The sequence below is a fragment of the Micromonospora sp. NPDC047670 genome, assembly GCF_043204915.1.
Lineage (GTDB): Bacteria > Actinomycetota > Actinomycetes > Mycobacteriales > Micromonosporaceae > Micromonospora.
Genome location: NZ_JBIDDA010000010.1, coordinates 59201 through 82198 on the forward strand (window position 1 = coordinate 59201; position 22998 = coordinate 82198).

Below are 22998 nucleotides of genomic sequence, written 5' to 3' on the forward strand. Positions count from 1 at the left end.
GCCGGTGTGCCTTCCGGGTGCCAGGATGACGGCATGCCCACCAGCATCAGCCAGCTTCGCGTACGCGATCTGGTGCCCGACTTCCTGTCCCTGCTGGACGAGTGCGGGCAGGTGCCGGCGCGGGACTGGCCCGGCCTCTGGCGGGCACGCTACGTGGGCCGCCACCCGGAGGTCTTCGCCGAGCTGGACCGCGAGGGGGAGTGGTCGCGCCCCGACGACCTCGCCGCCGTCCTGGCCCGGCTCCGCGACTGCGGCGCCGACCTCGCCGCCCGCTCCACGGCGGTACGCGCGCTGCTGCCGGAGAGTGTGGCGTCGGTCGCCGACGCGATGGGCTGGGTCGGCGACGGCGACCCGCTCGACTGCGTGGTGCTGGTGGGGCTGCACCGGGCCAACGGCTGGGCGGACCGCCTCGACGGCCGGTTCGGCCTCTTCCTCGCCGTCGAGGAGCTCGGCCCGCCGGGCAACGACCGGCTGCTCGTCCTGCACGAGGCGGCGCACGTGGTGCACGACCGGCTGGCCGCCACCCGCGACTGGCCCAGCCACGGGGTGGCCAACTCGCTGCTCAGCGAGGGGCTCGCCACCCAGGTCTCGGCGGAGACCGCGCCCGGCCTGCCGGACGAGGAATACCTCTGGTTCGGCCGCCCGGGCCACCGGGCCTGGCTCGACGGGTGTCGCGCCAGGTGGCCGGAGATCCTGGGCCGGATCGACGCCGACCTCGACGCCACTGACGTCGAGCACCACGCGGCGTACTTCCTGATGCGGGACTCGCCGCACGCCGCCGACCTGCCGAAGCGCTGCGGCTACCTGGTCGGATGGGAGATCGTCCGGCGGCTACGGGCGCGGCACCCCCTGGCCGAGATCGCGCGCTGGCCACTCGACCGGGGGCTGCGCGAGGTCCACCGGGCACTGCGCGCGCTCCGCGCCGGGGCCTGAGGCCGGGCGGATCCGACCGGGAGAGACCGAGGCCCGGCGTCCCCGGGCGGCCCGGGGCGGGCGTCCCGACGGTCCGGGCCAGCATCACGGGATTGGCCGTGCCGGGCGCCGGCGACCGTGGCTAGCGTCGGTGGGGTGGAGATCGCGCAGGCGCAGAAGCTGTGGCAACCGCAGCCGGGCTGGCTGAACACCGCCAGCTACGGGCTGCCGCCCGACCCGGTGTGGGACGCGGTGCAGGCGGCGCTGGCGGACTGGCGGGTCGGGCGGACGTCGTGGGAGGGCTGGGGCGAGTCGACGCACCGGTCCCGCGTCGCCTTCGCCCGGCTGGTCGGAGTGCCCGTCGCCGACGTCGCGATCGGCAGCACCGTCTCGCAGCTGCTGGCGCCGGTCGCCGCCGCGCTGCCACCCGGCGCCACCGTCGTGGTGCCCGAGGTCGAGTTCACCTCCAACCTCTTCCCCTGGCTGGTGCAGGCCGAGCGGGGCGTCGAGGTGCGTACCGTGCCGCTGGCCGGGCTGGTCGATGCGATCGACGCCGGCACCGACCTCGTCGCGTTCAGCCTGGTGCAGTCCGCCGACGGCGCCGTCGCCCCGTACGACGACATCGTCGCGGCGGCCCGGGCGCACGGCGCGCTCGTCGCGGTGGACGCCACCCAGGCGTGCGGCTGGCTGCCGTTCGACGCGAGCCTCGCGGACGTAGTCGTGGCCGGGGCGTACAAGTGGCTGATGGCCCCGCGCGGCTCGGCGCTGGCCTACCTGGCCCCGGCGCTGCGCGAGCGGCTGCGGCCCGACGCGGCCGGCTGGTACGCGGGCCAGGACCCGCACGCCTCCTACTACGGCCCGCCGCTGCGCCTCGCCGCCGACGCCCGCCGGTTCGACATCTCGCCCGCCTGGTTCAGCTGGGTCGGCACCGCCCCCGCCCTGGAACTGCTCGTCGACATCGGCGTGCCGGCCGTGCACGCGCACGACGTCGCGCTGGCCAACCGGTTCCTCGCGGGGCTGGGCCGGCCGCCGGGGGACAGCGCCATCGTCACCGTGGAGGTCCCGGGGGCGCGGGAGCGGCTGGAGCGGGCCGGCGTCCGCGCGGCGGTCCGCGCCGGCCGGGTCCGGGCCTCCTTCCACGTCTACTCCACCGAGGACGACGTCGACCTCGCCCTGGACGCGCTTACCGGCTGAACCGGGGCGCGCCCGTCGGGAGCCGGCGACCACGGAAGCTGTCGAAGTCGCCCCTGTCGTCCATGAAAGGCGGGCGGGGCACGCTATGGCCCGCCCACATGACCGTGGTGCGGGCCGGCCCGGCAGTCGTCATCGTCGATGCGCACGGCTGGGGGAGGTCCTCGGCCGGGTGGGGCCGGCGCACGGCCCGGCGGTCCGAAATATGGTCCCCGTCTACATAGATCGACGTCTCCGCGCAGCCGTACGTTTCCAGGACGCGACGGCCATGTGACCACGGTCACCGATCCGGCCGTAGCGACACCTGCGAAGGAGTAGGCGATGGCCGGGCAAGCGCTCCTGTCGGCTCGCGGGCTGACCCGCGACTTCCGGGGCTTCCGGGCGGTCGACGGCGTCGACCTCGACATCGCGGCCGACAGCGTGCACGCGCTGGTCGGCCCGAACGGCGCCGGGAAGACCACCCTGTTCAACCTGCTCACCGGATTCTTGCGGCCCAGCGGCGGCCGGATCGAGCTGGCCGGCCGCGACGTGACCGGGCTGCCCCCCGAGCAGGTCGCCCGGCTCGGCGTGGCCCGGTCGTTCCAGATCACCAGCCTCTTCCCGCAGCTGTCCGCCCGCGAGCACGTCGAGCTGGCGCTCCAGTCGTCGAGCGGGCTGGGCTGGCGGTTCTGGCGCTCGGCGAAGCTGATGCGCCGCTACACCGACCGGGCCGCCGAGCTGCTCGACATGGTCGGGCTCGGCGAGCTGGCCGAGGCCCCCGCAGAGGCGCTGGCGTACGGGCGCAAGCGGGCGCTGGAACTGGCCATCGCCCTCGCCCTGGACCCGAAGGTGCTGCTGCTCGACGAGCCGACCGCGGGCATGGGACTGGAGGACGTCGACCGCACCGTCGAGCTGATCGCGCGCGTCCGGCAGGGCCGGACGGTCGTGATGGTCGAGCACAACATGAGCGTGGTCGGGCGGCTCGCCGACACCGTCACCGTCCTGCAGGCCGGCAGGGTCCTCGTCGAGGGCCCGTACGAGCAGGTCCGCGCCGACGAACGCGTGATCACCGCATACCTGGGAGCCGCTGATGCTGCGCATTGAGAACCTGTCCGCCTGGTACGGCGAGGCGCAGGTGCTGCGGGACGTCGGCCTGGAGGTCTCCGCCGGCGAGGTGGTCACGCTCGTCGGGCGCAACGGCGCCGGCAAGTCCACTTTGCTGCGTTGCGTGATGGGCCTGCACACCGGCCAGCGCGGCACGGTCGAGCTGGACGGGCGCGACATCGGGAGGCTGCCCGCGTACCGGCGGGCGCGGCTGGGGCTCGGCTGGGTCCCCGACGACCGGGGCAGCTACGCCACGCTCAGCGTGACGGAGAACCTCACCCTGCCGCCGACGGTCGGCCCCGACCCATGGTCGCTGGAGCGGGTGTACGAGGCGTTCCCCGCCCTCTACCAGCGGCGGGACTCGGCCGCCACCATGCTCTCCGGCGGCGAGCAGCAGATGCTCGCGCTGGCCCGGGTGCTGCGGATGGGCGCCCGGCTGCTGCTCTGCGACGAACCGACCGAGGGGCTCTCGCCGCTGCTCGTGCAGCAGGTCGGCGACCTCCTGCGCGAGGCCAAGCGGCACGGGGTGACCGTGCTGCTGGTCGAGCAGAACCTGCACTTCGCCACCGGCGTCGCCGACCGGCACTACCTGCTGGCCGAGGGACGCGTCGCGGAGGCGATGGACAACTCCGAGGTGCGCTCGCGGGAGCGCGAGCTGCTGTCGTACCTCGGCATCTGATTCTCGATTCGACGACCCGCGCGGCGCGCGGGGTGGAGGGATGAGCATGCGTAGGACGGTGGGTGTGGCTGCCGCGTCGGCGGCGGCGGTGGTGCTGGTCGCCGGCTGCGGCGGCGGTGGTCCCCGGTCGGGCGGGGACCAGAAGCTGACCGGGGACAAGATCGTGCTGGGCGTGCTGAACGACCAGTCCGGCGCGTACTCGGAGCTGTCCGGCAAGAACTCGGTCAAGGCCGTGGAGATGGCGATCGCCGACTTCAAGGCGAAGCATGGCGACCGGGCGGTGACGAAGGACATCACCGTGGAGACCGCCGACCACCAGAACAAGCCGGACATCGCCAACACCAAGGCCGCCGAGATGTACGACCGCAAGGGCGTCGACCTCATCCTCGACGTGCCCACCTCGTCGGCGGCGCTGAAGGTGGCCGACGTGGCGAAGGAGAAGAAGAAGCTTTACTTCAACATCGGCGCCGCGACCACCGACCTGACCGGCAAGAGCTGCAACAAGTACACCTTCCACTACGCGTACGACACGTACATGCTGGCCAACGGCACCGGCAAGACCACCACCGAGCAGGTGGGCAAGAACTGGTACATCCTCTACCCGAACTACGCGTTCGGTCAGGACATGGAGAAGAGCTTCTCCGCCGCCATCGCCGCGGCCGGCGGGAAGGTCGTCGGCAAGGACGGGGCGCCGTTCCCGAACACCAGCGGCGACTTCTCCACCTTCCTGCTCAAGGCGCCGACGCTGGACCCGAAGCCGGACGTGCTCGGCACCATGCAGGCCGGCGCGGAGCTGGTCAACGTGGTCAAGCAGTACAACGAGTTCAAGCTGCGGGACAAGGGCGTCGGCCTGGCGGTCGGCCTGATGTTCATCACCGACATCCACTCGCTCACGCCGGCCGCGCTCGCCGGCACCACCTACACCGACGCCTGGTACTGGAACTTCGACCAGCAGAACCGCGAGTTCGCCGACCGGTTCCGGTCCGAGACCGGCACCCGGCCGTCCTTCGCGCACGCGGCCAACTACTCCGCCGCGACGCAGTACCTGGAGGCCGTGCAGGCCGCCGGCACCGACGACGCCGACACGGTGGTCAAGGGGCTGGAGGGCAAGGAGGTCAACGACGTCTTCCTGCGCAACGGCAAGATCCGCGCGGAGGACCACCGGGTCGTCCACGACGCGTACCTGGCCCAGGTGAAGCCGCAGTCCGAGGTCACCGAGCCGTGGGACTACGTCAAGGTGCTCAAGACCATCCCGGCGGCGGAGGCGTTCGCCGCCCCGTCCCCGGACTGCAAGCTGTGACCGGCTTCCTGCAGAACACGTTCAACGGGCTGGTGAGCGGGGCGTTCTACGCCCTGCTCGCCCTCGGGCTCGCGGTCATCTTCGGCATGCTGCGCGTGGTCAACTTCGCCCACGGCGCGTTCTACATGCTCGGCGCGTTCGGCGCGTACGTGCTGCTCACCGAGGCGGGCGTGCCGTTCTGGGCGGCACTGGTGATCATGCCGGTGGGGTTGGCCCTGCTCGGCATGGCGCTGGAGCGGGCCTTCATCCACCGGCTCACCCGGCTCGACCCGCTCTACAACTTCCTGCTCACCTTCGGCCTGACGCTGATCCTGCAGGATCTGGTGAAGCTCCGGTACGGCGTGCAGTCCAGCCCGTACGCCACCCCGTCGGCGCTGAGCGGGTCGGTCGACCTCGGGCTCTTCGACTTCCCCACCTACCGGGTCTTCATCCTCGGCTTCGCGGTCGCCGTCTGCGTCGGCGTCTGGTGGGTGCTGACCCGCACCCGGATCGGCATGGTGGTCCGGGCGTCGACCGAGCGGCCGGAACTGACCCGGGCGTTCGGCATCGACGTCGGCCGCTGGGTCACCCCGGTGTTCGGCTTCGGCATCGGCCTGGCCGGGCTCGCCGGGGTGCTGGCCGCGCCGATGCGGGCCGTGAACCCGCTGATGGGCGCCGACCTCATCATCGTGGTGTTCGCCGTGGTGGTGATCGGTGGGCTGGGCTCGATCTTCGGGTCCGTCGCCGCCGGCTTCGGCATCGGCCTGGTCCAGGCGTGGGGCGAGGCGTACCTGTCCGACTTCCCGATCGTGTCGCAGACGATCGTCTTCATCGTGATGGCCGTCGTGCTGCTCTGGCGCCCGGCCGGGCTGTTCGGCCGTGAGGAGGCACCGGCATGACGAGCACCGTCGACACCGCGACCGACGCCGGTCGACCGGCGCCGAGGTCCGGGCTGGTCGCCGTGACCCGGGCGCCCGGCTGGGTCCGGTACGCGCTGCTCGCCGTCGGGTTGCTGGTGGCGTTCTGGCTGCCCAACGGGCTGTACCCGGCGGTGGCGGTGGACATCCTCTGCTGGGCGCTGTTCGCCGTCGCCGTGGACCTGCTGCTCGGCTTCACCGGGCTGATGTCATTCGGACACGCGGCCTTCTGGGGCACCTCCGCGTACGTCACCGGGTTGGTGGCCATCCACGCCGGTCTGCCGTTCCCGGTGGCCGTGCTGGCCGGGGCGCTCGCCGCGGCCGTGCTCGCGGTGCCGATCGGCTACCTGGCGGTGAAGCGGACCGGCATCTACTTCGCCATGGTCACCCTGGCGTTCGCGCAGATGGTCTACTACGTGGCCAACGAGTGGCGCTCGGTCACCCGGGGCGAGAACGGCCTCCAGGGTGTGCCCCGGGAACTGTTCGGGCTGGATCTCACCGACGACTACTACTTCTACTACGCGATCCTGCCGATCGTGCTGCTCGGGTTGGCCGGCGCGTGGCGGATCGTGCACTCGCCCTTCGGTCGGGTGCTGGTCGGCATCCGCGACAACCCGGCCCGCGCCCGCGCGCTCGGCTACCCCGTGCATCGCTACAAGCTGACCGCGTTCGTGCTGTCGGGCTTCATCGCCGGGCTCGGCGGCGGGCTGTTCGCCGTCGGCCACCGCTTCGTCTCCCTCGACGTGCTGCACTGGACCACCTCCGGCAAGGCAGTCATCGTGGTGGTGCTCGGCGGCATCGGCACGCTCTGGGGCGGGGTGCTCGGCGCGGGCATCCTGGTCCGCCTGGAGGACTGGCTGTCGTTCTCCGGGTTCGAGGCGATCGGCCTGGTCACCGGGAGCATCTTCGTCCTCGTCGTGCTCGTGTTCCGGCGCGGCATCTGGGGCAGCGCCGCCGCCCTGGCGCACCGCTGGCTGGCATCCCGTCGCCGGTAGTCCCGCGAGGGGCGCATCCGGCCGGCGCCCCGTGTCGGGGTGCCGGCCGGCGCGTGTGGATGTGCCGCCGGCCGGCACCCGTGACAGGTGCCGGCCGGCGGTCCCCCTTGCGTGGAATGTCTGTGTCAGTTGTTCCAGTGCTGGGCGACGAGGTCGGCGGCCTGCTGCTCCCACTGCGCGTAGTGGTCGGGGTACGCCGACACCTGCACCGTCTGCGCCGCCTCGGTCAGGGGCATGTCCTGCCACCCGTCGACCTGCTTGAGACCCTTCAGGAACGCCATCGTCGAGTACTGCGGGTCGGTGATCTGCTCCACCGTGCCCCAACCACTCGACGGGCGCTGCTGGAACAGGCCCTGCGAGTCGTGGTCGTTGCGCTCACCCAGATGACCCAGGTTCTCCAGCTTCGACTCCTGCAACGCCGTCGCGATCGCCACCACGGCGGCCCGCTCGTCCATACCGGCCTTCTTCGTCGCGGCGATGATCGCCTTCACGTTGGCGACCTGCTCATCGGACAGGTCGATGCGCGACTGCGCGCCCTGCACACCGTGCGGGATCAGCTTGGCCTTGTCGACGGCCGGCTTGTCGGCCTGCACGGCGACGGCGGTGATCGGGGTGCCCGCCTCGATCGGGGCGGTGGTGTCGTTGTGGTTCAGCGGGCCGGCGGCGAGAGCACCGGCGGTGGCGAGACCAGCGATACCGAGAACGCTCTTACGCATGATCGTGTTCATCACAGTGGCTCCATTCGGGGGTTGGCACCACCACCGCCAAAGGGGGGATCGGCGGAGGGATGCAAGCACCGTCCGGCGCTCAAGAGATCGGGGGGATCCGGCGGCACACCGGGAAGACTCAGACCGGGCCAGTCACGCGGGGCGCGGGGACGCCCGCACGTCGGCCGGACCATGTGTAACGACCGGCGGCCCACCATCATTCCGGGCCCCGGCACACCAACCCGGCGGGGCGGGCGTGCCCTTGCTCAGCCGTACACAGGATGTAACGACCCCGGCCCCGCCACGATTCCGCACCCACGATGCCCCCGGTCACACCCCGAAACCGGACACCCGGCCCGTGACCTCACTCCGCGGGATCAAACCTGACCGCCCGGAGCCGGCACGGCGGGCCACGCCCCACGGGCGGGTCAGCTCGCGCGGCGCACCGCACCTCGACGCGAGTGGCGGGTGACCGCCGACACATCAGATACGAACCGGTTCCGTATCGAAACTTGAGCGCCTACGCTTGTCCTCAATTACGAGTCTGACCCGTATCGATAACGGGCCCGGGGGGAGAACCGGAGATGCAACCGCACGAGAACACGGGACACCCGAGGAGGTGGGCGATCCTCGGGGTGCTGGTGATCAGCCTGCTCGTGGTCGTCCTGGACAACACGATCCTCAACGTCGCCCTGCGCACGCTCGCCGACCCGGTGCACGGCCTCGGTGCCAGCCAGGGCGAGCTGGAGTGGTCGATCAACTCCTACACGCTGGTCTTCGCCGGCCTGCTGTTCACCTTCGGCGTGCTCGGTGACCGTGCCGGCCGCAAGCGTTTCCTGCTGATCGGTCTGGTGCTCTTCGGGCTGGCGTCGCTGCTGTCGGCGTACGCGCAGAGCCCGGCCCAGCTCGTCGCGGCCCGCGCGCTGATGGGGGTGGGCGGCGCGGCCATCATGCCGGTCACGCTCTCGATCATCTCCAACGTCTTCGACCCGCGGGAGCGGGGCCGGGCGATCGGCGTCTGGGCCGGCGCGGTCGGCCTGGCCGTGGCGATCGGCCCGATCCTCGGCGGCGCGCTGCTGGAGCACTACTGGTGGGGCTCGGTCTTCCTGATCAACGTGCCGGTGGTCGCGCTCGGCGTGGTGCTGGTGGCGATCCTGGTCCCCGAGTCGCGCGATCCGAGTCCGGGGCGCGTCGACGTCGTCGGCGTGCTGCTGTCGGTGGTCGGCCTGGTCGCCCTGACGTACGGCATCATCGACGGTGGGGAGCACGGCTTCGGCCGCCCGGTCGTCTGGGCCGCGATCATCGGCGGCCTGGTGGTGCTGGCCTGGTTCGTCGCGTACGAGCGGCGCAGCGACCACCCGTCGCTGGACGTGCGGCTGTTCCGGGTCCCCCGCTTCGCGGCCCCGGTGGCGATCGTCGGGCTGGTCTTCTTCGCCGCGATGGGCGTCATGTTCTTCAGCTCGTTCTACCTGCAACTCGTGCGCGACTACAGCCCGCTGGAGACCGGCCTGCTCTTCCTGCCCTTCGCGGCGGCCCAACTCGTCTTCGCCCCGCGCAGCGCGGCGATGGTCCGCCGCTACGGCGGCAGGGCCGTCGCCCTGGTCGGGCTGGCGCTGACCACGGTGTCGCTCGGCGCGTTCGCCTTCGTCGGCGAGAGCACGCCGATCTGGGTGGTGCTGGTCGTCTTCTTCCTCCAGGGCACCGGGATGGCCAACATCATGCCCCCGGCCATGGAGTCGATCATGTCGGCGCTGCCCCGGGAGAAGGCCGGCGTGGGCTCGGCGGTCAGCAACACCGTCCGGCAGGTGGCCGGCGCGCTCGGCGTGGCGGTGCTCGGGTCGGTGCTCTCCGCGGTCTACCGCGCCGACGTCGACTCCGCGCTGCGGGACCTGCCCGCCGGGGCGCGCGACGCGGCCGGCGAGTCGATCTCCGGCGCGTACGCCGCGGCGGGTCAGCTCGGGCCGGCGGCGCCGCAGCTCATCGCGGTGGCCAACGACGCCTTCGTGGCCGCGATGCACTGGGCGGCGGGCCTGGCCGCGGTGGTCGCCGCGGTCGGCATCCTCGTGGTGCTGCGCTGGATGCCCGGCCGCTCCCCGGCCCCGGCGGCGGCGCCCGCGCCGGCGGCGGAACCCGAGTTGGCCGGGACCGCCTAGGTTCGGGGACAATGTCCGACATGACTTCCGCCGCAGATGCTCCGCGGTCGCCCGGGCGACCGCGGAGCGTCCGCGCGGACGAGGCGATCCTCGAGGCCACCCTCGACCTGCTCGCCGAGGGCAGCACGATCGAGGCCATCTCGATCGAGTCGATCGCCGCCCGGGCCGGCGTGGGCAAGGCCACCATCTACCGCCGATGGCCGGGCAAGGACGCGCTGCTGCGCGACGCCCTGCGGACGCTCAAGGGCGACCCGCCGGAGCCTGCCGGCCACTCCGTCCGCGACGACCTGATCCTGCTGGTGGGCGTGATCGGTGACCACCTCGACCCGCGCGCGAAGCGGATCATGCCCTGCCTGGTGCCCGAGGCCAACCGCAGCCCCGAGCACTATCAGCTCTACCAGAACATCATCGAGCCCCGGCGGGCGAGGATGCGTGAGGTGCTGCGACGGGGGGTGCGCTCCGGCGAGCTCCGGGCCGACCTCGACATCGAGGTGACCATGGCGATGCTGAGCGGTCCGATGCTGGTGCAGCGGATGATGCGCTGGCACCCCGACCTCGACGAGGCGACGCTGGCCGAGAAGATCGTCGACGGTCTCCTGGACGGCATCCGCGCCCGCTGACCCGCGACCGCCCGGCGGGGACCAGCGACGCCGCCGGCGTGTGCCCGGCCGCCGCCGGCCGGGTCAGGGGCCGGCCGGGTCAGGCGGCGGGCGTACGCAGGCGGTGCAGGCGCAGGGCGAGCTGGACCTCCAGCGCCCGCTCCGGCTTCTGCCAGTCCGCGCCGAGCAGCTGCCCGACCCGCTCCAGCCGCTGGGTGACCGTGTTGACGTGCACGTGCAGCAGCTCGGCCGCCCGGGCCAGGCTGCCGCCCACCCCGAAGTACGCCTCCAGGGTCTTGACCAGCGCCGTGCCCCGCCGGGCGTCGTAGTCGACCACCGGCCCGACGGTGGCGGTCAGGAACCGGTCCACGTCCTTGTCGCCCCCGTCGCCGACCGCGCCCAGCAGCAGCCCGACGAAGCCCAGCTCGGCGGTGCTCGCCCCCTGCCCCGAGCGGCCCAGCGCGCCCAGCGCGGTCAGGCAGCGGTCCGCCTCGGCGAACGTGGTGGCCAGCGACGCCGGCCCCGTCGACGGCCCGCTCGCCCCGGCGGTCACCGGCCGTCCGGTCACCCGCGACAGGTCCCGGGCCACCGCCCGGGCGCTGCCGCCCGCGTCCCGTCCCGGCAGCATCAGCACCACCCGCCCGTCGCGGGCCGCCGCCAGCCCACCCCGGGTGGAGGCGTACGTGGTGGCCCAGGACAACACCCGCTGCCGGGCCGAACCCGTCGCGGCGATCGCGTCGTCGCCGACGGCCACCAGCACGTGCGGCGCGTCGAGGTCCACCCCGAGCCGGCGGGCGCGGCTGCGCAGCGCGTCCGTGTCCCGCAGCGGCCGGGCGATCAGGTCGTCGAGCAGCTCGCCCCGGACCCGCCCCTCCGCCTCGGCCACCGTGCGCCGGAACAGCAGCAGCAGCGCGGTCACCAGCGACGCCCGCTCCAGGATCCGCTGGTCGGCGTCGACCAGCTCGTCGTCGGGGCGCAGCACCAGCGCGCCCAGGTTCTCCGCGCCGGCCACCACCGCGGCGTACCAGAGCGGCCCCCGGCGCACACTGCGGCCCTCCGTACGCGACGCGGCCACCGCCTCGACCATGTCCGCCCGGTCCGGCTCGTCGATCTCGCCGACCCGGGCCAGCAGGCGGCCCTCCGCGTCCAGTGCAAGCAGCGCCCCGCCGAGCACGTCGGTGACCGCGGCGGCGACGTCCTCCACCCCGCCGCCGCGCAGCACCAGCGCGGTCATCCGGTCGTGCGCCGCCGCGGCCCGCTCCACGGAGCTGCTGTGCGCCCGGATGGTGGTGTTCGCCGCCGACAGCTCCTCCAGCGCCGCCCGGGTCTCCGCCAGCAGCCGCGCGGTGTCGATCGCCACCGCCGCGTGCGCCGCGAGGGACACCAGCAGCGCGACCTCCTCCCGGACGAACGGCCGGGCCGAGCGGTTGGCCGCGTAGAGCACCCCGATCGAGGTGGAGCCCAGCCGCAGCGGCACCCCGAGGATCGCCACCAGACCCTCCTCGCCCACCCCGGCGTCGATCTCGCCCGTGTGGTGGAAGCGCGCGTCCTCGGAGTAGTTCGCGGTGACGTACGGGGCGCCGGACTGGGCGACCAGGCCACCGAGGCCGGCGCCCATCGGCAGCCGCAGCCGCTGGAACCGGGCCGAGACCGAGCCGTCGGTGACCCGCATGTAGGTGTCGCCGCGCTCCTCGTCGTTGAGGGTCATGTAGGCGACGTCCGCGCCGAGCAGGTTGCGCGCCCGGTGCACGATCGCCCGCAGCACGTCGTCGAGGTCGCGCAGGCCGGCCAGGTCGCTGACCGTGTCGTACAGGCCGGAGAGTTCGACCTCCCGCCGGCGGCGGCGCTCCAGCAGCGCGCGGACCCGCAGCGCCACCGTCTTGGCCTGCTCCAGCTCGGCGAGCCGCTCCGGCGGCAGCCCGGCGGCGCGCGCGGCGACGAGCGGTCCCTCGAACTCCACCGCGGCGGCCTCGCGGGCGAGCAGTTCCAGGAACTCCACCGGTGACGACATGACCGACATTGTGCGGCTCGCCACTAGTTCGCCGTCCAGCCCCCGTCGAGCGCGATGGACGCGCCCGTGATGAACGCCGCCGGCGGGGAGCAGAGGTACGCCACCAGCTCCGCCACCTCCTCCGGCTCGATCAGCCGCTTGATCGCCGCCCGCGCCAGCATGATCTTCTCGACCACCTCGGCCTCGGGGATGCCGTGGCTGGCGGCCTGGTCGGCGATCTGGCTCTCCACCAGCGCCGTCCGCACGTACGCCGGGTTGATGCAGTTGGCGGTGACGCCGTGGGGCGCGGCCTCCAGCGCGACCACCTTCGACAGCCCCTCCAGGGCGTGCTTGGCCGAGACGTACGCCGACTTGTACGGCGAGGCGCGCAGCCCGTGCACCGAGGAGATGTTGACGATCCGCCCCCAGCCCCTGGCGTACATGTGCGGCAGCGCCCGGCGGACGATCAGGAACGGCGCCTCGACCATCACCCGGTGCAGGTGGGCGAAGCGCTCCGCGGGGAACTCCTGCACCGGCGCCACGTGCTGCAGGCCGGCGTTGTTCACGACGATGTCCACGTCGGCGTCGAGCCGCTCCACCGCCCCGGCGTCCGCCAGGTCCACGCCCTCGGCCCGGCCGCCGGCCTCCGCCGCCACCGCCTTCGCCGCCGCGAGGTTGCGGTCCACCACCAGCACCTTCGCCCCGGCGGCGCCCAGCCGCAGGGCACAGGCGCGGCCGATGCCGCTGCCGCCCCCGGTCACCAGGGCGGTACGACCGGCGAGGTCGACGTGTACGACGTGGGGGACCGCCACGGGTTCTGCCGTCATGGCGCATGAAGTTACGAGGTGTGTGTCCGGGCGCACATGGGGCGGCGACACATACTCGACGGCCGGAGTGTGTGGCCGGCGCGTCGGGTCGGCGGCGTGTCGACGCGTCGGCGTGTCCCCGGCGGCGGGGTGTCACCCGGCTCGGTAGGGTGTCGAACACACGTACTGCTGACGGCTGGGGGAGGAGGCGGCGTGCGGGTGCTGGGCGTCGACCCGGGGCTGACCCGGTGCGGGGTCGGCGTGGTCGAGGGCGTGCCGGGGCGGCCCTGCACGCTGGTCGCCTACTACGTCGTCTACACCGACCCGGCCGACGAGCTGCCGCTGCGCCTGCTGCACCTGGACCGCTCGCTCACCGACCTGGTGGCCGAGCACCGGCCGGACAGCGTCGCCGTCGAACGGGTGTTCAGCCAGCACAACGTCCGCACGGTGATGGGCACCGCCCAGGCCAGCGGGATCGCCGTGCTCGCCGGCGCCCGCGCCGGGCTGCCCGTGCAGACCTACACGCCCAGCGAGGTGAAGGCCGCCGTGACCGGTTCCGGCCAGGCCGACAAGGCGCAGATGACCGCCATGGTCACCCGGCTGCTGCGACTGTCCGAGCCACCGAAGCCGGCCGACGCCGCCGACGCCCTCGCCCTGGCCATCTGCCACGTGTGGCGCGGCGGGACGCGCTCCAAGCTGGCCGCCGCGGCCGACCGGGTACGACGAGGAGGAACCAGATGATCGCCAGCGTGCGCGGGGTGGTGACCGCGACCGGTCCGGACCACGCCGTGGTCGAGGTCGGCGGGGTGGGCCTGGCGGTGCAGTGCGCCCCCGGCACCCTCGCCGAGCTGCGGGTCGGCCAGCCCGCCCGGCTGGCCACCAGCCTGGTCGTCCGGGAGGATTCGCTCACCCTCTACGGCTTCGCCGACGACGACGCCAAGCAGCTCTTCGAGCTGCTCCAGACCGCCAGCGGGGTCGGCCCCCGGCTGGCCCAGGCGGTGCTCGCCGTGCACACCCCCGACGCGGTGCGCAAGGCGATCGCCAACGCCGACACCGCCGCGCTGACGCGGGTGCCCGGCATCGGCAAGAAGGGCGCCGAGCGCCTGGTCCTGGAGCTGCGCGACCGTGTCGGCCCGGTCCCGGTCGGCGCCGACGGCGCGGCCGGGGTGACCGGCGGGGCGTGGCCCGAGCAGGTCCGGCAGGCGCTGGTCGGGCTCGGCTGGACGGCGGGGCAGGCCGACCAGGCGGTCGCCGCGGTGGCGGAGACCGTCGACGGTGACGTGCCGCCCGTGCCGGTCCTGCTCAAGCAGGCCATCCGGCTGCTGGGCCGCACCCGGTGACCGGCCCGGACGGCGGGCTGGTCTCCGCCTACGTGCACGACGCCGACCTGGACGCGGAGGCCAGCGTCCGGCCGAAGCGGCTGGAGGAGTTCATCGCCCAGCACCGGGTGCGTGACCAGCTCGACCTGCTGCTCCAGGGCGCGATGCGGCGCGGCTCCCCGCCCGACCACATCCTCCTCTCGGGGCCGCCCGGCCTCGGTAAGACCACCCTGGCCAACATCGTCGCGGCCGAGCTGGGCTCGGGCATCCGGGTGACCAGCGGCCCGGCGATCGAGCGCTCGGGCGACCTGGCCGCCATCCTGACCAGCCTCGCCGAGGGCGACGTGCTCTTCATCGACGAGATCCACCGGATCGCGAAGCCGGCCGAGGAACTGCTCTACAGCGCGATGGAGGACTTCCGGGTCGACGTGGTGGTCGGCAAGGGCCCGGGCGCGACCGCCATCCCGCTGGACGTCGAGCCGTTCACCCTGGTCGGCGCGACCACCCGCTCCGGCCTGCTGACGGGGCCGATGCGGGACCGCTTCGGCTTCGTCGCGCACCTGGACTTCTACTCCCCGGCCGACCTCGAGGTGCTGCTGCGCCGCTCGGCCCGGATCCTCGGCGTGCCGATCACCGACGACGGCGCCGCCGAGGTGGCCGGCCGCTCCCGGGGCACGCCCCGGATCGCCAACCGCCTGCTGCGCCGGGTGCGCGACTTCGCCGAGGTCCGCGCCGACGGCGTGGTCACCCTGGAGACCGCCCGGGCGGCCCTGAAGGTGTACGACGTCGACGCGCTGGGCCTCGACCGGCTGGACCGGGCGGTGCTGACCGCGCTTGTCGACTCGTTCCGGGGCGGGCCGGTCGGCCTGTCCACCCTCGCCGTGGCGGTGGGGGAGCAGCCGGACACGGTCGAGGAGGTGTGCGAGCCGTTCCTGGTGCGGGCCGGCCTGCTGGCGCGGACGCCACGCGGACGGGTCGCGACCGAGGCCGCTTGGCGGCACCTGGGACGCACACCACCGAATGGTACATTTGGCGCGGATGCCCCTCCCGCGCCCGATCTGTTCTCGGTGGACGTCGATCAGCCGTGATGCGAACGTGATCTGTGCCGCATTCGGCGTTCCCAGGTGCAGGGATTAGACTCGCGCCGGTCTGTACAGGACGTGAGAATCCGCCTCCGCTCCGGCACGCACGTGCCGGTCCCGGAGGCCAATGGGAAGGTCTTTCACCGTGCTTTACGCAGCAGAGGGCGGCGGGGGTGCCGGCAGCCTGACGCCGATCCTCATGATCGCTCTGCTCTTCGGCGTCATGTACTTCATGATGATCCGCCCCCAGCAGAAGCGCCGCCGCGAGGCGGAGGCGATGCAGTCCGCCCTCGCCCCCGGCGACGAGGTGGTCACCATCGGCGGGCTCTACGGCACGGTCACCGGAGTCGACGACGACACCGTCCTGCTCGAGGTCGCGCCCGGCGTGCAGACCCGGTACGCCCGCCCGGCGATCGCCCGGGTGGTCAGCCAGGCCGAGCGTGCCGAGGAGCCGGCCGCCGAGGACGCGGACGTCGTCAAGGAGTGAGGCGTCGCTCCCGCCCCGGGGCGGCGGGCGCCGGCTCCCGGTGACCGCCGCCGCCCGACGGGGCAGCGGAGACGACGTGAAAACTGGATAGTTGGGCCCGACGGCGGAGCCCGCACGTCGCGCTCCGGCCGGCGCCCCAGCGCCGCGACGTCGGAGCCCGCGTGCCGGTCTCCGACGCCGGCCCGTCAGAACCGCCGGCCGCACCGGCCGACACCCGCCGCACCAGCGGCGCGACCGTACAGGGAGACAGGACAGCCGTGGCACCACCTCAGGGACAGATGCGCCCCGGACGGCAACTGGCCGTGCTCGGGCTCATCTTCGTCGTCCTCTATCTTTTGGTGTTCTTCGCGGGCGGCGCCAGCGGCGGCTGGAAGGACCGGCTGGAGCCCAAGCTCGGCCTGGACCTCGTCGGTGGCACCCGGCTGACGCTGGAGGCGACCAACAGCGTCGACGGCCGGGCCCCGACGGCGGAGAACCTCGAGGAGGCCCGCCAGATCATCGAGAGCCGGGTCAACGCCTTCGGCGTCGCCGAGGCGGAAGTGGTCACCGAGGGCAACCGCAACATCGTGATCTCCCTGCCCGGTGAGAACCGCGACATCACCGAGGTGGGCAGCGCCGCCGAGCTGCGCTTCCGCAAGGTGCTCAAGGCCGCCGACGGCAGCGGCGCGGCCGCCGCCCCGGCGCCGACCGCCACCCCGGCCCCGTCCGGCGGCGCCACCCCGGCGCCCTCGGGCAGCGCGAAGCCCTCGGCCAGCGCCACCCCGTCGGGCAGCGCCGGGCCGAAGGCCACCGCGTCGCCGAGCGGCGGCCAGGGCGGCATGGCCCCGGCGCCGAGCGCGTCGGCCTCGCCCAGCGCGTCGGCCTCGCCGAGCGCCGCGGCTCCGTCGCCCAGCGCCGAGCCGGTGCCGCAGAGCGTCGAGGACCAGCGCAAGGCCGTCGAGAAGAAGGTCGGCGCCGCCGCCTGGGCCGCCGCGAGCGGCCTCAAGGCCCCGGCCGACCTGGCCGCCGACCCGTCGCTGGCGGAGAAGCTCAAGCCGTTCGCGACCCTCGACCCGCGCGAGGTCGCGGTGCTGCCGGCGCAGATGCAGTTCAACGTGCCGCAGATCAGCTGCGCCCAGCTCGACAAGCGCCCGCCGGCGTCCATCTCCGCCCCCGACCAGCAGGTGGTGGCCTGCGAGGACGGCGCCGCGAAGTACCTGCTCGACCAGGCGAAGGTGCTCGGCACCGACGTCGACGACGCCGACGCGGTGCTCGACCAGACCAGCTCCTGGGTGGTCAGCCTCGACTTCACCGGCGCCGGCCAGGACAAGTGGACCAACCTGACCCGCGAGGCGTTCAACAACGAGGGCCAGGCCTGCGACGCCACCGCGCTCGGCCAGGACGGCAAGTGCCGCGTCGCCGTCGTGCTGGACAACGAGATCGTCTCCTCGCCCGAGATCCAGGGCGTGCTGACCGGCAACTCGCAGATCACCGGCAACTTCACCCAGAAGGACGCCAGCGCCCTCGCCGGCCAGCTCCGCTACGGCGCGCTGCCGGTGACCTTCGACGCGCAGGAGTCGCAGAACGTCACCGCCACCCTGGGCGCCAGCCACCTGCGGGCCGGTCTCCTCGCGGCGGGCATCGGCATGCTGCTGGTCATCATCTACTCGTTCTTCTACTACCGCCTGCTCGGCTCGGTGATCTTCCTGAGCCTGATCCTCTCGGCGCTGCTGGTCTTCGGCGCGCTGGTGGTGCTCGGCCGGCAGATCGGCTTCACCCTCACCCTCGCCGGCATCGCCGGCATGATCGTCTCGCTCGGTGTGGCGGCGGACTCGTTCGTCATCTACTTCGAGCGGCTCAAGGACGAGATCCGGGAGGGGCGCAGCCCGCGCAGCGCCGTGCCGCGCGCCTGGATCCGGGCCCGCCGGACGATCATCTCGGCCAACGCCATCACGCTGATGTCGGCGGTGGTGCTCTACGTCGTCTCGGTCGGCGCGGTGAAGGGCTTCGCCTTCGCCCTCGGCCTGGCCACGGTGCTGGACCTGGTCGTCGTCTTCCTCTTCCGGCACCCGATCATGACGATGTTCGCCCGTACCTCCGCGTTCCTGTCCCCGCGGGTCAGCGGTCTCGGCCGGGCGCTCCCGCCCCGGACGGCCGAGCCGGCCCAGCCCCGCAACCCGCGCGTCAAGGAGGCCTGAGATGGCCAAGAGTGGTCTCGCGAGCCGCCTCTACCGGGGCGAGGCCGGCCTCGACATCATCGGCCGGCGCAAGCTCTGGTTCGCCCTCGCCGGCGCGCTGGTCCTGCTCGCGCTCCTCAGCTTCGGGCTGCGCGGGTTCAGCCTCGGCATCGAGTTCGCCGGCGGCAACTCGTTCCAGATCCCGGCCAGCGTCGGCACGCTGGAGCAGACCGAGGAGAGGGTCGAGACGGCCCTCGCCGCGCAGGGCGGCGGCGCCGAGGTGGTCACCACCCAGAAGGTCGGCGGCACCGGCGGCGACTTCTACGAGGTACGCACCACGCAGCTCAGCGCGGAGCAGGCCAACGCCGTCAAGGTCGAGATGGCCGACGAGTTCGGCATCGGCGCGGAGCAGATCAGCGGCAACCAGGTCAGCGAGGCGTGGGGCAGCCAGGTCACCTCGCGCGCGCTGCTCGGTCTGGTCATCTTCATCGCGCTGGTGATGGTCTACCTGATCCTGCGCTTCGAGTGGCGGATGGCGGTCGCCGCCGTCTCCTCGCTGATCATGAACCTGATCCTCACCGCCGGCGTCTACTCGCTGGTCGGCTTCGAGGTCACCCCGTCGACGGTCATCGGCTTCCTCACGATCCTGGGCTTCGCGCTCTACGACGTGGTGGTGGTCTTCGACAAGGTGCAGGAGAACACGCGCGGCATCACCGCGAACAACAACCAGACGTACGGCGAGGCGGCCAACCTGGCCATCAACCAGAGCCTCATGCGGTCGCTGAACACGTCGGTGGTGGCGCTGCTGCCGGTCGGCGGTCTGCTCTTCATCGGTGCCGGCCTGCTCGGCGCGGGCACCCTGAAGGACCTCGGCCTGGTGCTCTTCGTCGGTATGGCGGTGGCGTTCCTGACCTCGATCCTGCTGGCGACGCCGCTGCTGGTGCTGTTGAAGAACTACGAGCCGCGGATCCAGGCGCACAACAAGCGGGTGCTGGCCCGCCGGGGCGCCGTCGCCCGCGGCGAGGTCACCCCGAAGGGCGCCCCCCGCGCCGCGGAGTCGGCGGACGAGCCGGTCGACGCGGAGTCGGCGGCCCTGGCCGGCGCCGCGCCGAAGGTGGGCGCGCGGCCGGCCGCGAAGCGGCCGACCGGTGCCCGGGGCGGGCGGCCGGCCGGCGGCGGTGGCAACCGGCCGGGCGGCGGCAAGCGGCGCTGACCCGGGCCGGGGACACCCGGTAGGAATCGGACCGACGGCGTCCTTCATGCTGTGCGAGCAGCATGGAGGACGCCGTCGTCGTGGAAGGGGAGCGGACTGCCGTGACGGAGACCCACAGCACCGGGGTACGGGGAGACAGTGGCCCGGAGGCCGCGAAGCTGGTGGCCAGCCGGGTGCTCGACGTGCCCGACTTCCCCAAGCCCGGTGTCATGTTCAAGGACCTGATGCCGCTGTTCGCCGACGGTGACGCGTTCCGCCAGGTGATCGACGGGATCGTCGCGTACCACGGGCGGGACTCGTTCGACGCCGTCGTCGGCATCGAGGCGCGCGGGTTCGTGGTCGCGGCGGCCATCGCGTACGCGACCGGCGTCGGGGTGGTGCCGGTACGCAAGGCGGGGAAGCTGCCCCGCCCGGCGTACTCGGCCTCCTACGCGCTGGAGTACGGCGAGGCCACCCTGGAGGTGCACCAGGACGCCTTCACCGCCGGCCACCGGGTGCTGGTGGTCGACGACGTGCTGGCCACCGGCGGCACCGCCGAGGCGACGCTGGACCTGGTGGAGCGGGCCGGGGGCACCGTGGCCGGCTTCACCGTACTGCTGGAACTCGGCTTCCTCGGCGGGCGGGAGCGGCTGGCCCCGCGCCCGGTCCATGCCCTGCTGACCGTTTGAGCGCCCCGGCCGTCGGACGGACCCGGCGCGGTCCGTCCGGCGGAGCGGCGGGGCACCGTGCGTGCGGGTAGCATTGCCCTTTGCTGACCGGGCGGAGGCCCGTCCGGGTGGCGCGAGACCAGGCCGACCGGCACGGTCGGTGTATTCCCGGCGAGCGGTGAGGAGGCCGGTGTCCCACGATGTCGCCCCTCCGGTGGAGGGCACGGTGCAACCGACAGGCGACGCGGATGGCTCGGTGACTGCCCGGAACGGTGACGCGCCGACCCGGGGCGCGGGCTCCGGCAACGGTTCCGGCGCGGCCGGTCCGGCCGACGCCGCGCGTTCCGGCGCGGCGCCCGGCCCGGCCGGTGGCGCGGGCGTGGCGACCGAGGGGGTCGTGCTCCCGTTCCCCGCAGACGGCGCCGGCGATCCCGTGCCCAGCGCCGGCTTCGCGCTGTCCAGCGCGCCCACCGGCCGCCGCGTGCGGGCCAGGCTGGCGCGGTTCAACGCGCCGTGGCAGTCCTCGCAGGTCAGCGAGGTGCTCGAGCCGCTGATCTCGACCCACCGGGACGCCCACCCCAAGGCCGACGCGCGGCTGCTCCAGCGCGCCTTCGACACGGCGGCCCGCTGGCACTCCGGGCAGTACCGCAAGTCCGGCGACCCCTACATCACCCACCCCCTCGCGGTGGCCACCATCCTGGCCAACCTGGGGATGGACACCACCACGCTGGTCGCCGCCCTGCTGCACGACACCATCGAGGACACGGAATACACCCTCGACCAGATGCGGGCCGACTTCGGCGGCGAGGTCGCGCTGCTCGTCGACGGGGTCACCAAGCTCGACAAGGTCAAGCTGGGCGACGCGGCCAAGGCCGAGACGATCCGCAAGATGGTCGTCGCGATGGCCAAGGACCCGCGGGTGCTGGTGATCAAGCTGGCCGACCGGCTGCACAACATGCGTACCCTCACCTTCCTGCCCCGCCCGAAGCAGGAGCAGAAGGCGAAGGAGACGCTGGAGATCCTGGCCCCGCTGGCCCACCGGCTGGGCATGAACACCATCAAGTGGGAGCTGGAGGACCTCGCCTTCGGCACGCTCTTCCCGAAGCGCTACGAGGAGATCAACCGGCTGATCGGGGAGCACCAGCCGCAGCGCGAGGCGCTGCTGCGCCAGGTGACCCAGAAGGTGCAGACCGACCTGAAGGCCGCCAAGATCAAGGCGGAGACGACCGGGCGGCCGAAGCACCTCTACTCGATCTACCAGAAGATGATCGTGCGGGGTCGCGACTTCAACGACATCTACGACCTGGTCGGGGTCCGGATCCTGGTCGACACGGTGCGGGACTGCTACGCGGCGCTGGGTGTGATCCACGCCAACTGGCAGCCGGTGCCGGGCCGGTTCAAGGACTACATCGCGATGCCCAAGTTCAACATGTACCAGTCGCTGCACACGACGGTCATCGGGCCCACCGGCAAGCCGGTGGAGATGCAGATCCGCACGTACGCGATGCACCGCACCGCGGAGTTCGGCATCGCCGCGCACTGGAAGTACAAGGAGCACAAGGGCACCCAGATCGTCGGCCCGCCGGCGCACATCGACGAGATGACGTGGCTGCGGCAGCTGCTGGACTGGCAGCGGGAGGCGGCCGACCCGAGCGAGTTCCTCGACGCGCTGCGCTTCGACCTGTCCAGCCAGGAGGTGTATGTCTTCACCCCGAAGGGTGACGTCATCCCGCTGCCGACGGGGTCGACACCGGTGGACTTCGCGTACGCGGTGCACACCGAGGTCGGGCACAAGTGCATCGGCGCGCGGGTCAACGGCAAGCTGGTGCCGCTCGAGTCGACGCTGTCCAACGGCGACGTGATCGAGATCTTCACCTCGAAGTCCGACACGGCCGGCCCGACGCAGGACTGGCTGGGCTTCGTCAAGAGCCCGCGCGCCCGCACCAAGATCCGCCAGTACTTCAACAAGGAGCGGCGCGAGGAGGCGATCGAGGCCGGCAAGGACGCGATCGTCAAGGCGATGCGCAAGCAGGGCATGCCCCTGCAGCGGATGCTCACCTCCGACGCGCTGATGGCGATCGCCCGCGACCTGCACCTGGCCGACGTCGCGTCGCTCTACGCGGCGGTCGGCGACAGTCAGGTCTCCGCCCAGTCCGTCGTGCAGAAGCTGATGGCGGCGTACGGCGGCGAGGAGGGCGCGGCGGAGGACATCGCCGAGACCGCCGTCGCGACCCGGCCGCCGCGCAGCCGGCAGAGCAGCGCCGACCCGGGCGTGGTGGTGCGCGGGGTCAGCGACGTGTGGATCAAGCTGGCGCGCTGCTGCACGCCGGTCCCACCGGATTCGGTGTTCGGCTTCGTCACCCGCTCCGGCGGGGTGAGTGTGCACCGCGACGACTGCGCCAACGCCGAGGACCTGCGGGCGCAGAACGAGCGGGTCGTCGAGGTGAGCTGGAAGCTCACCTCCGCGTCGACGTTCCTGGTCGCCATCCAGGTCGAGGCGCTGGACCGGCACAAGCTGCTGGCCGACGTCACCCGGGTGCTCTCCGACGAGCGGGTCAACATCCTGTCCGCGACGGTCACCACCACCCGGGACCGGGTGGCGGTGAGCCGGTTCAGCTTCGAGATGGCCGACCCGAAGCACCTGGGCCACCTGCTGGCCGCGGTCCGCAAGGTCGACGGCGTCTTCGACGCCTACCGCGTCACCTCCGGCGCCTGACCCACCCCCAACACCTCACACACCCCTCACCGCCCCGCGCCCCGACCCCCGCCCCTAGCTGCGGCGA

20 protein-coding genes are annotated in these 22998 nt (G+C 72.9%); 17 read left to right on the plus strand and 3 right to left on the minus strand.

Translation table 11 applies throughout. The annotated features are described in order from the left end of the window. Window positions 1-33: 33 nt before the first annotated feature. The 7 genes from ACGF7U_RS22940 to ACGF7U_RS22970 all read left to right on the plus strand — a co-directional run bounded on the left by ACGF7U_RS22940 (window position 34) and on the right by ACGF7U_RS22970 (window position 7056). The gene (locus tag ACGF7U_RS22940) at window positions 34-933 is read left to right on the plus strand and encodes a hypothetical protein (protein ID WP_393109754.1); all 900 of its coding nucleotides are present in this window, start codon (window positions 34-36) and stop codon (window positions 931-933) included. A gap of 135 nt (window positions 934-1068) precedes the next feature. Next, window positions 1069-2106, plus strand: a complete 1038-nt coding sequence (locus ACGF7U_RS22945) for an aminotransferase class V-fold PLP-dependent enzyme (RefSeq protein WP_393109756.1) — start codon at window positions 1069-1071, stop codon at window positions 2104-2106. 318 nt (window positions 2107-2424) lie between these two features. After that, window positions 2425-3186, plus strand: coding sequence for an ABC transporter ATP-binding protein (locus ACGF7U_RS22950; protein ID WP_393109758.1), 762 nt, complete (start codon window positions 2425-2427; stop codon window positions 3184-3186). Beyond that, window positions 3173-3865 (plus strand): ABC transporter ATP-binding protein, encoded by a 693-nt coding sequence (locus ACGF7U_RS22955; RefSeq protein WP_393109760.1) that lies wholly within the window; start codon window positions 3173-3175, stop codon window positions 3863-3865. Before ACGF7U_RS22950 ends, ACGF7U_RS22955 begins: the two co-directional genes overlap by 14 nt. A gap of 40 nt (window positions 3866-3905) precedes the next feature. Next, a complete protein-coding gene (locus ACGF7U_RS22960; protein ID WP_393109762.1) occupies window positions 3906-5165 on the plus strand; it encodes an ABC transporter substrate-binding protein in 1260 nt (419 codons plus the stop codon). Then, a complete protein-coding gene (locus tag ACGF7U_RS22965; protein WP_393109764.1) occupies window positions 5162-6043 on the plus strand; it encodes a branched-chain amino acid ABC transporter permease in 882 nt (293 codons plus the stop codon). The genes ACGF7U_RS22960 and ACGF7U_RS22965 overlap by 4 nt, the downstream gene beginning before the upstream one ends. After that, the gene (locus ACGF7U_RS22970) at window positions 6040-7056 is read left to right on the plus strand and encodes a branched-chain amino acid ABC transporter permease (protein ID WP_393109766.1); all 1017 of its coding nucleotides are present in this window, start codon (window positions 6040-6042) and stop codon (window positions 7054-7056) included. Before ACGF7U_RS22965 ends, ACGF7U_RS22970 begins: the two co-directional genes overlap by 4 nt. A 125-nt stretch (window positions 7057-7181) precedes the next feature. On the opposite strand, the gene ACGF7U_RS22975 is transcribed toward ACGF7U_RS22970, so the two are convergent. Beyond that, window positions 7182-7784: a hypothetical protein gene (locus ACGF7U_RS22975; protein WP_393107145.1), complete on the minus strand. Its 603-nt coding sequence runs from the start codon at window positions 7782-7784 to the stop codon at window positions 7182-7184. Between the two features lie 563 nt (window positions 7785-8347). Here ACGF7U_RS22975 and ACGF7U_RS22980 point away from each other — a divergent pair. After that, window positions 8348-9916: an MFS transporter gene (locus tag ACGF7U_RS22980; protein WP_393109768.1), complete on the plus strand. Its 1569-nt coding sequence runs from the start codon at window positions 8348-8350 to the stop codon at window positions 9914-9916. An 11-nt stretch (window positions 9917-9927) separates the two neighbouring features. Beyond that, entirely contained in the window at window positions 9928-10536 is a 609-nt protein-coding gene (locus tag ACGF7U_RS22985; RefSeq protein WP_393109770.1) for a TetR/AcrR family transcriptional regulator, read from the plus strand. A 79-nt stretch (window positions 10537-10615) separates the two neighbouring features. Here the strand turns inward: ACGF7U_RS22985 and ACGF7U_RS22990 are convergent, their stop codons facing one another. Continuing rightward, on the minus strand, window positions 10616-12535 hold the full coding sequence (locus ACGF7U_RS22990; RefSeq protein ID WP_393109772.1) for a helix-turn-helix domain-containing protein: 1920 nt from the start codon (window positions 12533-12535) through the stop codon (window positions 10616-10618). A 14-nt stretch (window positions 12536-12549) separates the two neighbouring features. Continuing rightward, on the minus strand, window positions 12550-13332 hold the full coding sequence (locus ACGF7U_RS22995) for a 3-hydroxybutyrate dehydrogenase (RefSeq protein ID WP_393109774.1): 783 nt from the start codon (window positions 13330-13332) through the stop codon (window positions 12550-12552). A gap of 192 nt (window positions 13333-13524) precedes the next feature. Between ACGF7U_RS22995 and ruvC the strand changes: the two genes are divergently transcribed. The 8 genes from ruvC to ACGF7U_RS23035 all read left to right on the plus strand — a co-directional run bounded on the left by ruvC (window position 13525) and on the right by ACGF7U_RS23035 (window position 22931). Continuing rightward, window positions 13525-14052, plus strand: a complete 528-nt coding sequence (gene ruvC, locus ACGF7U_RS23000) for a crossover junction endodeoxyribonuclease RuvC (RefSeq protein WP_393109776.1) — start codon at window positions 13525-13527, stop codon at window positions 14050-14052. Continuing rightward, window positions 14049-14651, plus strand: a complete 603-nt coding sequence (gene ruvA / locus ACGF7U_RS23005) for a Holliday junction branch migration protein RuvA (protein WP_350709043.1) — start codon at window positions 14049-14051, stop codon at window positions 14649-14651. The genes ruvC and ruvA overlap by 4 nt, the downstream gene beginning before the upstream one ends. Continuing rightward, the gene (ruvB, locus tag ACGF7U_RS23010; protein ID WP_393109778.1) at window positions 14648-15718 is read left to right on the plus strand and encodes a Holliday junction branch migration DNA helicase RuvB; all 1071 of its coding nucleotides are present in this window, start codon (window positions 14648-14650) and stop codon (window positions 15716-15718) included. The genes ruvA and ruvB overlap by 4 nt, the downstream gene beginning before the upstream one ends. A 139-nt stretch (window positions 15719-15857) precedes the next feature. Then, a complete protein-coding gene (yajC, locus tag ACGF7U_RS23015) occupies window positions 15858-16199 on the plus strand; it encodes a preprotein translocase subunit YajC (protein ID WP_393109780.1) in 342 nt (113 codons plus the stop codon). Between the two features lie 257 nt (window positions 16200-16456). Further along, window positions 16457-18376 carry a protein translocase subunit SecD gene (gene secD, locus ACGF7U_RS23020; protein ID WP_393109782.1) on the plus strand — a complete coding sequence of 640 codons (1920 nt, stop codon included), beginning with the start codon at window positions 16457-16459 and terminating at the stop codon, window positions 18374-18376. A gap of 1 nt (window position 18377) precedes the next feature. Next, complete coding sequence (secF, locus tag ACGF7U_RS23025) at window positions 18378-19568, plus strand: protein translocase subunit SecF (RefSeq protein ID WP_393109784.1); 1191 nt, start codon at window positions 18378-18380, stop codon at window positions 19566-19568. Window positions 19569-19669: 101 nt separating this feature from the next. Next, complete coding sequence (locus ACGF7U_RS23030; protein WP_393109786.1) at window positions 19670-20236, plus strand: adenine phosphoribosyltransferase; 567 nt, start codon at window positions 19670-19672, stop codon at window positions 20234-20236. Window positions 20237-20405: 169 nt separating this feature from the next. Further along, window positions 20406-22931: a RelA/SpoT family protein gene (locus ACGF7U_RS23035; RefSeq protein ID WP_393109788.1), complete on the plus strand. Its 2526-nt coding sequence runs from the start codon at window positions 20406-20408 to the stop codon at window positions 22929-22931. The last annotated feature ends 67 nt before the right edge of the window (window positions 22932-22998 follow it).